Source organism: Arthrobacter sp. B10-11, assembly GCF_033142195.1.
GTDB classification, from domain to species: Bacteria; Actinomycetota; Actinomycetes; order Actinomycetales; family Micrococcaceae; genus Arthrobacter; species Arthrobacter oryzae_C.
In genome coordinates, this window is record NZ_JAWMTH010000006.1 from 144,558 (window position 1) to 158,707 (window position 14,150).

12 protein-coding genes and 1 pseudogene are annotated in these 14,150 nt (G+C 64.3%); 7 read left to right on the forward strand and 6 right to left on the reverse strand.

From position 1 onward, the window contains the following. Positions 1-39: 39 nt before the first annotated feature. Positions 40-1,707: a HAMP domain-containing sensor histidine kinase gene (locus RW112_RS18000; RefSeq protein WP_317783067.1), complete on the reverse strand. Its 1,668-nt coding sequence runs from the start codon at positions 1,705-1,707 to the stop codon at positions 40-42. Between the two features lie 102 nt (positions 1,708-1,809). Between RW112_RS18000 and RW112_RS18005 the strand changes: the two genes are divergently transcribed. Then, positions 1,810-2,565: a response regulator transcription factor gene (locus RW112_RS18005; protein ID WP_317783068.1), complete on the forward strand. Its 756-nt coding sequence runs from the start codon at positions 1,810-1,812 to the stop codon at positions 2,563-2,565. Between the two features lie 55 nt (positions 2,566-2,620). Here the strand turns inward: RW112_RS18005 and RW112_RS18010 are convergent, their stop codons facing one another. Then, entirely contained in the window at positions 2,621-3,022 is a 402-nt protein-coding gene (locus RW112_RS18010; protein ID WP_317783069.1) for an Hpt domain-containing protein, read from the reverse strand. Between the two features lie 233 nt (positions 3,023-3,255). Here RW112_RS18010 and RW112_RS18015 point away from each other — a divergent pair, with 233 nt between their 5' ends. Next, positions 3,256-4,485, forward strand: a complete 1,230-nt coding sequence (locus RW112_RS18015) for a glycoside hydrolase family 26 protein (protein ID WP_411709939.1) — start codon at positions 3,256-3,258, stop codon at positions 4,483-4,485. Positions 4,486-4,499: 14 nt separating this feature from the next. Here RW112_RS18015 and RW112_RS18020 read toward each other — a convergent pair whose 3' ends face one another. From RW112_RS18020 to bioB, 3 genes are all read right to left on the reverse strand, one after another. Further along, positions 4,500-4,919, reverse strand: coding sequence for a very short patch repair endonuclease (locus RW112_RS18020; protein WP_055797805.1), 420 nt, complete (start codon positions 4,917-4,919; stop codon positions 4,500-4,502). A gap of 25 nt (positions 4,920-4,944) precedes the next feature. Continuing rightward, a complete protein-coding gene (locus RW112_RS18025) occupies positions 4,945-5,379 on the reverse strand; it encodes a pyridoxamine 5'-phosphate oxidase family protein (protein ID WP_305939924.1) in 435 nt (144 codons plus the stop codon). A gap of 276 nt (positions 5,380-5,655) precedes the next feature. Then, positions 5,656-6,690 (reverse strand): biotin synthase BioB, encoded by a 1,035-nt coding sequence (gene bioB / locus RW112_RS18030; RefSeq protein WP_317783070.1) that lies wholly within the window; start codon positions 6,688-6,690, stop codon positions 5,656-5,658. A gap of 291 nt (positions 6,691-6,981) precedes the next feature. Here bioB and RW112_RS18035 point away from each other — a divergent pair, with 291 nt between their 5' ends. Together RW112_RS18035 and RW112_RS18040 are read left to right on the forward strand one after the other, a co-directional pair. After that, positions 6,982-7,650 carry a DUF6318 family protein gene (locus tag RW112_RS18035; RefSeq protein WP_317783071.1) on the forward strand — a complete coding sequence of 223 codons (669 nt, stop codon included), beginning with the start codon at positions 6,982-6,984 and terminating at the stop codon, positions 7,648-7,650. A 425-nt stretch (positions 7,651-8,075) separates the two neighbouring features. Beyond that, on the forward strand, positions 8,076-8,576 hold the full coding sequence (locus tag RW112_RS18040) for a PKD domain-containing protein (protein ID WP_317783072.1): 501 nt from the start codon (positions 8,076-8,078) through the stop codon (positions 8,574-8,576). Between the two features lie 13 nt (positions 8,577-8,589). Here the strand turns inward: RW112_RS18040 and RW112_RS18045 are convergent, their stop codons facing one another. Next, entirely contained in the window at positions 8,590-9,885 is a 1,296-nt protein-coding gene (locus RW112_RS18045; RefSeq protein WP_317783073.1) for a helix-turn-helix domain-containing protein, read from the reverse strand. 172 nt (positions 9,886-10,057) lie between these two features. Between RW112_RS18045 and RW112_RS18050 the strand changes: the two are divergent. From RW112_RS18050 to RW112_RS18060, 3 genes and pseudogenes are all read left to right on the forward strand, one after another. After that, positions 10,058-11,847, forward strand: a pseudogene (locus RW112_RS18050) (NAD(P)-binding domain-containing protein). A gap of 65 nt (positions 11,848-11,912) precedes the next feature. Further along, entirely contained in the window at positions 11,913-12,968 is a 1,056-nt protein-coding gene (locus RW112_RS18055; RefSeq protein ID WP_317783074.1) for a 2,3-butanediol dehydrogenase, read from the forward strand. A gap of 82 nt (positions 12,969-13,050) precedes the next feature. Next, positions 13,051-14,130, forward strand: coding sequence for an alkene reductase (locus RW112_RS18060; RefSeq protein WP_317783075.1), 1,080 nt, complete (start codon positions 13,051-13,053; stop codon positions 14,128-14,130). Positions 14,131-14,150: the final 20 nt, after the last annotated feature.

Genomic DNA, 14,150 nt, shown 5'->3' on the forward strand with positions numbered 1-14,150 from the left:
CGCAAACCGACGGCGGGCCGGCGGGCCACCGGCCGGAACCTAGGCCGGCACCCTGACGGTGAAGGTGGTGCCTTCGCCCAGCGCGCTGCGAAGGTGGATGCTCCCGCCGTGCGCTTCAACGATGGCTTTGGAGATGGACAGGCCAAGCCCCACGCCCGGGATGGATGTGTTCCGCACATTGCCGGTCCGGAAGAACTTCGTAAACACTTCCGCCTGGTCCTTGTCGCTCATGCCCATGCCTGTATCGCGTACCTCGCACACCACGTCCTGCCCCTCAGAGTCCAGTGACACCAACACGTCTCCGCCGTCGGGCGAGTACTTGATGGCGTTGGACACGAGGTTGTCCAGTACCTGCGACATGCGCCCGGAATCCACGTGGGCCTCCAGCCGTTCGGGAACATCCGCCCGGAGCCGCACCTTCGCGGCGGCTGCGCGGGGGAGCGCGGCACTGATGCTGGCGCGCACGAGTTCGGCCACATTCACCGCCTGCGGGCTGACGATGAGCTGCCCGCTCCGGCTGGCCAGCAGATCCGACACCAGCCCCAGCAGCCGCTCCGAATTGCGGCGGATGATCAGGAGGGGTTCACGATGGGATTCGGGCACTCCGTCACGGTCGTCCAGCAGCAGTTCCGCATAGCCGAGGATTGAGGTCAGCGGCGTCCGGAACTCGTGGGACACGTTGGCTACGAAGTCGTCCTTGGCAGCCAGGGCGTTGACCAGGTCGGTGACGTCGCTGAACACGATCACCGAGCCGGCGAAGGCGCCGTCCTGGTCCCGCATCGCGCGGGCGCTGGTGGTGATGGCGCGCTGTGCGCTTCCGCTGCCAAGCCACACCAGGTTGTCCGTGAAGCTTTCGCCCAGCACGGCACGGCGGACCGGCCGTTCTTCGACCGGTACCTTGGTGGTCCGGTCAGGCTGGAACACCAGGAGCTGTGATTCATTCGGATCGTCGTTTCCCGGAGGCGTGGCGAGCCGGTGGTTCTCCCGTTGCTTCCGGTTCATCAGGACGTCGTGACCGTCTGCGTCCACTGCCAGGACGCCCAGATGGACGGTTTCCAGCACGGAATTCAGCAGGCCTTCCTGCCTTTTGCTCTCTTTCAATGTGAGCCGCAGTTGAGCGTCCTTTTCTTCCAGGTCCCGTTGCTGGCGGACCATGCTGAGCGTCAGCACGCTCACCGATACGCCGATCCCCAGCATCATCATCGGGAGCAGCAGGGTCCGCGCCAAATCCTGGCCGCTGATGTCGCCGCGGAGGAAGAGGGGCACCCAGATGATGCCCAGGGGTGCGAGGAAGGAAACCAGCAGGGAAGCCCGGGGATACAGCCCCGACGCGCAGAGCCAGATGACGGGGAAGACGGCCAGCAGGCTGATCCCGGTCAGGCCCTCCTGCCCGCCCTCCCTTCCCAGGGCGATGGAGACGAAGTCAAGGACGGGAATCACCAGGAAGCTCCCGAACGGAAGCCGTTCCCATGGCATGAGGTAGCACAAGCCCAGGATCACTACCTGCGAGGCCAAGAACGCGACGAACAGGGGATTACCCAGCGTCCCGGGGAAGAACAGCAGCATCAGCACGGCGGTGAGCCCTGCAGTGATGGACAACGGCATCTGGCTGAGGGTGACACGCCCCCGCAGCGAGTACTCGTGGAATGGCCGGCGGAAGAAGAGTATCCGGCCGGATGCAAGGTCCCACGTGACGTTGCGGCTCATGGCAGGGTAATTAAAGACGTGCGGTTTACTGGGCGCATACCTCCCACGATATCCGCCGAGCGCTATACTTCTGACGGTATCGAGCGGACTGAGGGGGCTGCGATGAGTGAATCACGTGTGGGTCTGGTAATCGAGGACGATCACGATATCCGTGAACTGGTCCGGGTGGTGCTCGTCCAGGCCGGATTCGATGTCCAAGTGGCCAGCAGCGGGGCGGCAGGAGTGATCGCAGCCAAGGACCTCAATCCCGCCGTCATCACCCTTGACCTGGGCCTCCCGGACATCGACGGCTTCGAAGTGGCCCGCCAGATCAGGGAATTCTCCGACGCTTACATCGTGATGCTGACCGCCCGAGCTGAGGAACTGGATACCCTCATCGGCCTGGAATCCGGGGCGGACGACTACCTGACCAAGCCCTTCCGTCCCCGCGAACTGCGCGCACGGGTTGCCGCCATGATGCGGCGTCCGCGTTCGACGTCGGACGCCGCCGCCGGGGGCAAGGCCCCCGCCGTCGCTGCCGGCACGGGCCGGACGCTGACGCACAACGGCCTTGAGTTCAGCTACGACGCGCGCACCGTGAGCGTGGACGGGCGTGAATTGCACCTGACGCGAACCGAGTTCGACCTGCTGCACGCCCTCCTGGAAGCGGGCCGGATGGTGCGGACCAAATCGGAACTGGTGAGACGGCTTCGGGACGAACCCTACGACGTCGGAGGCTACATTTCGGAAGCCGATGAGCGTTCCGTCGAGGTGCACATGGGAAACCTCCGCAAGAAACTCGGCGATAGCCCGCAGAACCCGCGCTGGCTGCAGACGGTCCGCGGTGTCGGCTACCGGTTGGCTCCTGCTGAACGCTGATCCCGGGGTGGGGCCCGGCCGCTGGCTGTCGGAGGTCTAGGTGGCCGGCTACATCCTAGGCCGCGGCGGCTGCCGAGAGGCCGGCCACGGTCTGGTCGGTGCACGCGTCCATGCTTTCCAGAAGCGCCAGTTGAAGCCTGGGCGGCTGTTCAGCCACGGTTTCCGGGTGCGACTCCAAATGCCTCAGGATTGTTTCGAGCTCATCCGCGAGCCGTCCCAGGTACGCCGCACCCACCATCATGCTGGAGGTCTTGACGCTCAGGACGGCGTCCATGGCGGCATCCAGGTCCATGGCCTCCACGGCGTGGCGAAGCTTATCGAGCCGTCTCGGCAGCTGCTGGATGTAACTGTTGACGAACACGGCGCAGTACTCGGCGTCGGGCTCGAGTTCACAGCGAAGGGTCTCCAGCACGGAGGGGTCGACGTACGGGTGGCTGGCGCCATCCTGTCCATCCATTGGACACCCCTTCCCTTGGCCCTGCACAACCGGGATAACGGGTGCGGACACATCCTTGCCTCTTTTACAGTAGGGCTCGCCCGCGCATGGAATACGCTTTCCGGAAAAATTTGCGCCAATCTTGATCAGAGTGGGCCGGTTGAGCTTTAGGATCGGGACAAGTGTCTGCCGGCACCGAACTGACCTGTGGCTGTCCGGGCCACCAGCCGATTGCGGGGACCGCTGTGTTCAGGATCGTTAGGACTGTTGTTGCTGCCCTGGTGGTGGGGGTAGGCCTGGCCGTGGCGGCCGTCCAGCCCGTCCAGGCGGCGCCGGCTGCGGCGGCCGCGGCAGCCCAGGTCTACCTCAACCCGAACACCGGCCCGGCAGGTTCGGCGGTGACCGTCAGCGGAACGGGATTCAAGGTTTCCACAACGGGCACCGTCATAGTCGGGTCCGCCACTTTTTCCTTCAAAACGGCGGCCTCCGGTGCCTTCAGCACGTCCATCACCATCCCGGTTGCGGCTCCTGGACCGCTGACCATCACAGCGAAGACGTCCTCCATCAAAGCCTCATCCGTTTTCACCGTCACTTCCTCCGCTCCCGCCATCCCTCCCGTCAGCACGGCTGCGCTCCGCTTCGGGGTGGCAACGGCGGGCGGCCCGCTGGCCGGTGCCGAACTGGATGAAGTCTCACAGCTTGCGGGGGAAAGCCCGTCAAGCGTGCTGTTCTACAAGGACTTCCTGCAGGCTCCGCCCATCACCGAGATGAATGCCGTGCGGGCGCGCGGAGCCGTCCCGCTGGTCACGTGGGAGCCGTGGGCATGGGGCAGCGGGCTCACGCAGCCTGCCTACGCCCTGGACCGGATCGCGGCCGGCGACTTTGACGCCTACCTTACGCAGTGGGGGCAGGCGCTGGCGTCCTGGGGCCAGCCCGTCCAGTTGAGGTTCGCGCACGAGATGAATGGCAACTGGTACCCGTGGGCGGAGGGCGTGAACGGCAACCAGTCCGGTGACTATGTGCAGGCCTGGCGGCACGTGCATGATGTGGTTGCGTCCACCGGCGCCAGCAATGTGTCCTGGGTATGGAGCCCGAATGTTCCGTACTTTGGCTCCACCGACATTGCGGGGCTGTTCCCGGGCGCCAGCTACGTGGACGTCGTGGCCCTCGACGGGTACAACTGGGGTACCTCCGCGTCGTGGAGCAGCTGGATTTCGCCCCAGGACCTCTTCGCACCCGGGATAGCCCAGCTGCGGACACTCGCGCCCGGCGTCCCCATCCTGATCGCCGAGACCGCATCCGCTGAGGCCGGCGGCTCCAAGGCGCAGTGGAACACCGATCTGGTGAGCTACCTGGCAGCCCAGCCGGATGTGGTGGGCTTCGTCTGGTTCCACCTACAGAAGGAAACGGACTGGCGCATCAACAGCAGCGACTCATCGGCGGCAGCGTTCAAAGCCGCGCTGGGGTCCCGTCGGGTGTCGTAGCTGCCGGGTCGCGGTCAGGCCAGGAACTGCTCCAGCTGCTCTTCAAGGGCAGAGGCGTCCTTCAGCTCGCATTCCCAGACGGTGAGCACCTTCCAACCGGACGCCTCGAGGAGCCGGCGCTGTTCGGCGTCGCGGTTCCTGGTGCGCGTCCGCTTCGCTTCCCAGAACTCCGCGTTGGCCTTGGGCGCGTGCTGCCCCGCCTTGCAGTCGTGGAAATGCCAGAAACAGCCGTTGACGAAGATGACCTTGTGCCGTCCCGCGAACACCAAATCAGGATTGCCCGGGAGTTTGCCGCCGCGCGCGCTGCCGTGCAACCGGTAGCGGTAGCCTTTCGCATGCAACAGGCTCCGCACCAGCAGTTCCGGCTTTGTGTTCTTGCCCCGGATCCTGGACATGTTCCAGCTGCGCCGTTCGGGAGTCAGCTGGTCAGCCATGAATCAAGTCTAGGCGGCCGCCATCCTAGATTTCCCGCTCCGGATGTTCCCCGAACTGGAAGTGCCGTCCGCTGACCGAAACCGGCTCGATCTCGACGTAGAAGTCCTTCAGCGTGGGCACCCAGGGCTTCAATCCGAGTGATTCCGCGGCCGCGATATCCGCGGACTGGTCAAGGACCCGCGCCGTTCCGCGAAGAACCACTGACCAGGCCTCGTCGGACATGATGCCGTCCGTCTCAAAGAGGACTTTGGCATTGATCGTTAGCTCCGCAAGCTTGTTTCCCGGAGCGGTCCGAAGGTAGAGCTTCCGGTCGCTCACGGCGTAGTTGACCGGAAAGATATCCGGTTCACCGGCTACGGTCACTACCAGCCGACCATGCTTGGTGCCCTCGATGAGCTTCCACGACTGGTCATCGTCAAGGTTGAGAATGGGATTGCCGTCTGCGTGTGTGAACATCATGTGCTCATTGTTCAGTCAGTGGCAGGCGTTGGCCAGTGTCTTAAGGACGCATTCTCATTTCGGTGGAGCCGTGCCGGGAGCATTCAGCGGTCCAGCCTGTCGGGGTGACCTGGACTTTCATGCGGCGCCGGCAGGCGGCGCAGTAGCGCGGCGGTTCCAGCATGAGGCGCTCGCCGCAGCGGCGGTGAACGTCCGACGTCGGGCCGGCGCCGCCGTCGGACGGCTCACCGCAGTGCCCGCAAAACGCAGCGGGGGTTGAGTCTTGGGAAACTCCGGTCATAGCGTTTTCTGGAGTTCCTTGATGGGCATGTTCAGCTCGACAAGGAGGTTGAGGTCCGCGGTGGCGGGGCGGCCCAAGGTGGTGAGGTAGTTGCCGACGATGACGGCGTTGATGCCGCCTAGGAGTCCTTCGCGGGTGCCGAGGTCGCCGAGGGTCAGTTCGCGGCCGCCGGCGTAGCGGAGCACGGTGCGGGGCATGGCGAGGCGGAAGGTTGCGATGGCCCGCAGGGCGTCCTTGCCGTCCATGATGCCCTGGTTCTCGAGCGGTGTGCCGGGGCGGGGGTTGAGGAAGTTCAGGGGGACTTCGTGGGGTTCGAGGGCGGCGAGCTGGGCGGCGAGTTCGGCGCGCTGTTCCAGGGTCTCGCCCATGCCGATCAGGGCTCCGCAGCACAGTTCCATGCCGGCGGCCTTGACCATGTTGCAGGTCTCGAGGCGTTCTTCGTAGCTGTGGGTGGTAACCACTTCGGGGAAGTAGCTGCGGGCGGTTTCGAGGTTGTGGTTGTAGCGGTGCACCCCCCAGTCTTTGAGCTGGTCCACCTGGCGCTGGGTGAGCATGCCCAGGGAGCAGGCGATGTTGATGTCCACGGCTTCGTTGATGCGGTCGATCGCGAATTTGATCTGGTTCATGAGCTTGATGTCGGGGCCGCGGACGGCGGCGACGATGCAGAATTCGGTGGCTCCGGTGGCGGCGGTTTCCTTGGCGGCTTTGACGAGTTCGGGGATGTCGAGCCAGACGCCTCTTACAGGGGAGTCGAACAGGCCGGACTGGCTGCAGAAGTGGCAGTCCTCGGGGCAGCCGCCGGTCTTGATGGAGATGATGCCTTCGACTTCGACGTCCTCACCGCAGTGCCTGAGCCGGACTTCGTGGGCCAGTTGGAGGGCGGCGGGAAGGGCTGCGTCCGGGAGTCGGAGGACTTCCTCGAGCTGCGCCTGGGTCAGGCCGATGCCGTCCTCCAGGACCTGCCGGCGGGCTGTTTCGAGGATTGGGTAGGTTGTGTTGTCGCTTGCGGCGAGGCTTGCCTGAATCGTCATTGATGGGATCCTTTTGCGGGTTCGGCTGGTCTTCTCTGACGCTAGTTTGGCTTTTTGTTGCCGGTTTTGTGGGGAATCAACAAAGGGGTGGCGTTGACGTTGAGGGGAAAGGGCAGCTGTGGCCATTCCGGCGATATGACTTTTCATCGGTGGCCCTGAGTGGTAAACCGGGAAAGTTGCCTGTGGATAACTTTGAGCAGCAAAGTGTGACCTCAGTTACCCTTTAATCGTTGTCCGGAATTGGTGCCGGGCGGCTCGGACGTCTTGAAACTATCGGGGGAATAGCTGCCCATGACATCTCGTACTTCTGCTCTCGCGCAGTGGCGCTATTCCGCCGCCGCAGTTTTCGCCGCTTCGGTGCTGGTGCTCTCGGCGTGCAACGGGGGCGGCAATCCCCAGGGAACTGGCGGAGCTTCGGAGTCTGCGTCCGCGTCAGCGTCGGCAAGCCCCTCGCCGAGCCCCACGCCCACCCCGTCCGCCGCGTACAAGCCGGCCGACGCCAGCGGCAAGGCGCAGAACGTTCCCGTTCCGGTGCTGCCAGAGGCGGCCAAGGCGGAGACGAAGGAGGGGTTGGAGGCTTTCGCGAAGTACTGGTACGCGACCCTTAGCTACGCATATGAAACGGGCGACGTGACACCCCTACAAGCTGTGTCCGCCACGACATGCGCATCATGCCACCGAGTAAAAGAAGTGGTGGAAGCATGGCATTCTGAAGGGCGCTGGCTGGCTGGCGGCAAGATGGTTGTGCAGGGAGTCCAATCCAAATTCGTAGAAACCGCACCCGGTGAATATCAAGTATTGATTCAGGTTTTTCAAGAACCACTTTCCTATTACCGCTCCGATAAGACGCTCGATGAGAAGACGGAGCAAAAACCTGCAGCCGGCGACATAATGCTGGCTTCCTACGATGGGGGAGCCTGGCGGGCGAATACCGTCGAGCACCTTGCAAACAGTCAATGAGCAAGGTAGCCCTCAGAATATTTGCATGTTCGGTCTGGGTTCTGCTCAGCTTCGGCCTAACCATGGTTGGCGGCCAGGCGGCTTCCTCGGACTCGCCAATTAAAGGGGATTGGGACGAGAGCGGAGCCAACGTTGGTGGGAGCTGGAACCAAGATCCCGAAACGGGCGCCTGGACGCAGCTACCTATCGGTATACCGAGTGATCCCTATCGATATAAGTACAAGCTACTTTGCAGAAATGATCCCGTACTCGACGGATCGAACTGCACAGGGCCAGAAGTTGCCTGCGGGGACGGGGATGGAGGGCGTAGCGTCAATTGGTACCGATCGCTCAAAGACTTCGATCCGCCAGTTTGGAGCTTCTTTGAAGGACCCACCTGTATTTACGATGCGAAACCAGAGGACATATTGGATCGCATCGCGGCGATGATTCAGAGCGAGTTCCAGAAGCTTCCCGTAGCCGCAGGAACCGTCACGGCCCAGCCGAGTCCCCACACCCTGCGCGGAGCCGAGACGAATTTCTTCGCGGACTCGGCAGAACAGCAGTTCGACATCACGATCCTGGCCCAGAAGGTCCATGTGGTGGCGACCCCTGTCCAGTACACGTGGAACTACGGCGATGGGACAACGTTTGGACCGCAGCAGTCGGCAGGCGGCCCGCTCCCGCAGGACCGGTGGGGCGAGAAGACCCGGACCAGCCATGTCTACACGCAGACCGGTGACTACCAAGTGGTGCTGACAACCCATTTCCAGGGAACGTACTCCGTCAACAACGGCCCGCCGCTGCCCATCCCCGGCCAAGGACAGTTCAGTTCGCCGCCGCAGACCATCAGCGTGTGGCGGTCCATCACGCGAAACTACGCCGATGACTGCATCGCGAACCCCCAAGGCCAGGGCTGCCCGGGAGTCACAGCCCCCGCCCCGTGAACAACTTGCCGGTTCAGGATTGCAGTTCCCGGTCCACGCGTTCCATCCGCGCCCGCACTAACTGAAACCGCGGATCGCCCGGTCCGATGAGGCCCGCCATTGCCGCGGCCGCTTCGGTGTCCGACGCGCCCATGTCGCTCGCGCACCACCGCAGGATGAGCTGGGCGTCTCCGCTGGAGCGGACCGAGGCGCCAACAGCTTCGTTGAGTTCGTCCCGCATCAGCTCGACAGGCAGGTTGGTCGAACGGTTGAGCAGCTTCGCGGGGTAGGCGGCCAGCGCTTCGGCCACCCTTCCGTTTCGCAAATGGTCGGCGACCACTGACACGTCCGTGACCACGCGGATGGCCGGCGAGAAACGGTAAGGGTTGGGTTCCACCACGTTGCCCAGGACGCTTCGGATCCGATGCATTTCAGTCCTGATCGCCGTGGCGGCGCCGTCCTCGCCATGAAGCTGATACGCCAGTTCATCGGCGCTCCACCCTTGGGTCCGGGAGGCCAGCAGCGCCAGGATCTCGGCGCGGCGCAGGGTCAGCGGAAGCCGCTCGCCGCCGTCGAGCTCGGCGCTCGGTTTGTCGCCCAACAAAGTCAGCAGCAGCGTGGAACGCACGGCGGCGCTCTGTTGCCTGGCGGCTGGACCACCGGAAGACTTCAGCAGCTCCTCCGCCAGCCGCACCCCGCAACGCACCATTCGCAGGCTGTCCGGTGTCACCGATTCGAAGGGGCCGGAAACGTCCAGCACCCCCACCACTTCTCCGGTGTTCGGATCGCGGATGGGTGCAGCCGTACATGCCCAGTCGTGATGGGTGCGCACCAGGTGTTCGGCAGAAAACAACTGCGCCTGCAGGCCGGTCACCAGGGCCTCACTGATGGCGTTGGTCCCGACTCCCGCTTCGGACCAGTCGGCCCCCTCGACGAACTCCAGGGAGTCGGCCAGCCTCAGCGCTTGCCGGCTCCCCACCCGCCACAGCACTTCGCCCTGCCGATCGGTGACGATCAGCAGGTGGCGGCCCGCGGCGGACTCGTCAGCCAGCAACTGGGACAACGCCGGCATCACGGTGGCCAGGCGGTGCCCGGCGCTGAGCGAGCGCGCCTCGGACACGTCGTGCCGGTGAACCGGCCTGTGCTGGTCAGGGTCGATGCCCAGCGCCATCGAACGCTGCCAGGACTTGATCAGGGACGGAGAAATTGACGGATCAGGACTGCCCGAAATCGTGGCTTCATGGGCCTTGCGCAAGGTGCGGGCGTACTCCGCAGGAGCAGTAAACCTCAGGTCGGGAAGATGGGTGGTCGCGCCGGTGCCCGTCCGCATCCGCAGTCTCCCAACTCGTCATCGAATCGTGCCGGACCGCCCGAAAAACCGGGAAGGGGGCCGTGTCACTCGATTGTAACCCCCGGCGCACTTTACTTGTGATGCGGGTCACGGGCCGGTCATCGCGAGGCGGACCGGGCACGGCCCACTGTCAGCAACGAAAAGAGGAATCATGCCTGAGACACCAAACGGCATCGTGGAGGCCTGGCTGGCGCAGTTCGACGAGGCGCTGCGCAGCAAGGACACCGATGCCGCACTACAGCTGTTCGAGGACGAACCGTATTGGCGCGACTTTGTCTCCTTCACCTGGAACCTCAAGACGATCGAGGGCAAGGACGACATCAAGCGCATGCTGGATGCCACGCTCGCGGACGTCCGGCCAAGCAACTGGGCACTCGCCGAGGATGCACCGGCGACGCCGCGAACACTGAGGCCTGGGTAGACTTCGAAACCGCCCAGGCGCGGGGCTACGCCCATGTGCGCCTCCGCGGCGGCAAATGCTGGACGCTGCTCACCACCATGAAGGAGCTCAAGGGCTTCGAGGAGAAAAAGGGCCCCAACCGCGAGAAGGGCATGGCGCACCAGATCAGCAAGGGCCGCAAGTCGTGGCTGGAGCTCAAGGAGGAGCAGGAAGCCCGCCTGGGATACGAAGACCAGCCTTACACCGTGATCATCGGCGGCGGCCAGGGCGGAATCGGGCTGGCAGCGCGGCTGCGCAGGCTCGGCGTGCCCACCATTATCGTCGAGAAGAACGAACGGCCCGGCGACTCCTGGCGGAACCGCTATAAGTCACTCCACCTGCACGATCCCGTCTGGTACGACCACCTTCCCTACATGAAGTTCCCGGACGACTGGCCTGTATTCGCCGCCAAAGACAAAATCGGCGACTGGCTGGAGCACTACACGCGGATCATGGAGCTCAACTACTGGTCCAAGACAGAATGCACCAACGCCCGCTTCGATGAAGCGTCCCGGGAATGGATCGTGCAGGTAATGCGCGACGGCGAACCGGTCACCCTGCGGCCCAAGCAGTTGGTCTTCGCACTGGGTGTCTCCGGATACCCGAACGTTCCCGCGTTCGACGGCGCCGAGTCCTTCCTGGGGCAGCAGTACCACTCGTCCAAGCACCCGGGCGGCGGGGACTGGACGGGCAAGAAGGCCGTGGTGATCGGTTCCAACAACTCGGCCCACGATATCTGCGCGGACCTGTGGGAACACGGCGCGGAGGTCACCATGGTCCAGCGGTCTTCCACTCACATTGCGCGCAGCGAATCGCTGATGGACCTTGCGCTCGGCGACCTCTACTCGGAGAAGGCACTGGCCAACGGCGTCACCACGGAGAAGGCGGACCTCCTGTTCGCATCGTTGCCGTACCGGATCCTGCCGGAAGCCCAAATCCCTGTCTACGAGGAGATGGCCAGGCGTGACGCCGGATTCTACTCCCAGCTCGAGGCGGCCGGCTTCGACCTGGACTTCGGCGTGGACGGTTCGGGCCTGTTCCTGAAGTACCTCAGGCGCGGCTCCGGCTACTACATCGACGTCGGCGCCTCCCAGCTGATCATTGACGGCCGGGTCAAGCTCGCCAACGGGCAAGTCACCAAAATCACCGGAAACGCTGTGGTCATGGACAGCGGAGCGGAGCTCGAGGCAGACGTCATCATCTATGCCACCGGCTACGGGTCCATGAACGGCTGGCTTGCCGACCTGGTCTCGCCTGAGGTGGCGGACGCCGTCGGCAAATGCTGGGGCTTCGGCTCGGACACGCCCAAGGATCCTGGGCCGTGGGAGGGGGAGCTGCGCAACATGTGGAAGCCCACCAACGTTGAGAATCTGTGGATTCACGGCGGCAACCTGCACCAGAGCCGCCACTATTCCAACTACCTGGCGCTGCAGCTCAAGGCACGGATGGAGGGACTGCCCACTCCGGTGTACGAGCTCCAGCCCACCCACCACAAGCGCTGATCAACGACATGCCGTGGATGCGCCGCCCCGGTGCATCCACGGCCCCTCATGCGAAGGAAAACACCATGAAAGCAGCACGATTCCATGCCCGCGAGGATCTTCGGATCGAAGACATTCCGGAGCCGGAGTTGCGGCCTGGTGCCGTAAAGATCGCCGTCGCGTGGTGCGGGATCTGCGGCACGGACCTCCATGAGTTCCTGGAAGGGCCCATCTTCACCCCGCCGCCCGGCCACCCCCACGGGCTGTCGCACGAGGAGGCCCCGGTCACCCTGGGACACGAGTTTTCCGGCACTGTGGAGGAACTGGGCGACGGTGTGACCGGACTGTCAGTCGGAGACAGCGTGGTGGTGGAGCCCTACTTTGTCTGTGACGAATGCGGTCCGTGCAAAGCGGGCAATTACAACCTGTGCACCAAGTCGGGCTTCATCGGGCTTGCCGGCGGCGGCGGGGGACTCAGCGAAAAGATCGTGGTCGACTCGCGCTGGGTCCACCCGGTCGGCGACATCCCGTTGGACGAAGCTGCGCTCATCGAACCCCTCGCCGTTGCCTATCATGCAGTGGGCCGCAGCGACGTCAAAGCCGGGGACGTCGCCGTCGTCGGCGGTGCGGGTCCCATCGGGCTGCTCACGGCGGCGGTCCTGAAAGGACTGGGCGTCACCACTGTGGTGACCGAACTGTCCGCCGCGCGGAAGGAGAAGGCCACCTCATCCGGCGTCGCGGATCACGTGCTTGACCCCAGCGCGGTCGACGTCAAGGCGCGGGTGCTGGAACTGACCGGGGGAGCAGGTGCGGACGCAGCGTTCGAATGTGCCGGGGTGAACGCGGTGCTGGACACCATGCTCGACGTCGTCAAGCCCGCCGGAGTGGTGGTCAACGTGTCCATCTGGGGCCGCCCCGCCACCGTGGACATGCAGAAGATCGTCCTCAAGGAAATCGACCTGCGCGGAACGATTGCCTACCGCGGCGATCACGCGGCCGCGATCAAACTGGTCCAGGAGGGAAAAGTCGACCTCAAGCCGTTCATCACGGGACGCATTGCCTTGGACGATCTGGTGGACAAGGGCTTCGACACCCTGATCCACCACAACGACACGGCGGTGAAGATCATCGTGCATCCGTAGTTATCCGGGTCTCATCCGGAATAGTTGCAGGCGCCTCGCAGTTGGCCTCAGTGGACCCAATCCGCTGTGAAAGGAAATGCGCATGCTGTTTTCCCCGTTGACCCTCGGTGAGCTTGAACTGCCCAACCGCCTGGTGATGGCGCCGTTGACCCGTCTCCGCTCCGGCGAAGCGGGCGTACCCGCCCCGATCGTCGCCGAGCACTACCGCCAGCGCGCATCGCTCGGCCTGATCGTCAGCGAGGGCACGTACCCGAGCCCGGCCGGACGCTCGTACCCGGGGCAGCCCGGCATTGTCACCCCGGAACAGATCGCCGGCTGGAAGAAGGTCACGGAGGCTGTTCACGCCGAAGGCGGCCGGATCTTCGCGCAGATCATGCACGGTGGCCGGGTTTCGCACGAGGACATCAACGGCGGACACCAGGTGGTCGCGCCGAGCGCCATCGCCGTCGAGGCAGAGACCCGCACGTACAAGGGCAAGCAGGCGCACCCCGTGCCGCACGCCCTGACCACTGACGAACTGCCCGGCGTCCTCCAAGAAATTGTGCAGGGATCGCTGAACGCGATCGAAGCAGGGTTCGACGGCGTGGAGCTGCACTCCGCCAACGGGTACCTGCTGCACGAATTCCTTGCCCCGTCGTCGAACCAGCGCGAGGACATCTACGGCTGCTCACCCGAGAACCGGGCGCGCTTCGTCATCGAGGTTGTACAGGCTGTGGTTGCGGCCGTCGGTGGCGACCGCGTCGGCATCCGGATCTCTCCGGAACACAACGTCCAGGGCGCCCTCGAAACGGACGCCGCAGACGCCCGCGCGACCTACTCGCAACTGGTGGACGCCATCTCGCCGCTGAAGCTGGCCTACCTGAGCATCCTGCACAAGGAGCCCGCCGGCGACCTGGTCCAGTACCTGCGTTCGCGGTTCAACGGACCCTTCCTGGTCAACACCGGGTTCGGCGTCATCACCACCCGCGACGAGGCCATCGCGCTCGTGGCTGACGGCCATGCCGATGCCGTGGTGGTGGGCCGTCCGGCAATCGCCAACCCGGACCTGGTACGCCGCTGGCGCGAAGGCCTGCCGGTCAACGAACCGGACCAGTCCACCTTCTATGCCGACGGCGCGGAGGGCTACACGGACTACCCGTTCTACGAGGAGTCCGCGAACTAACGACTTCCGGAACAGGGCTT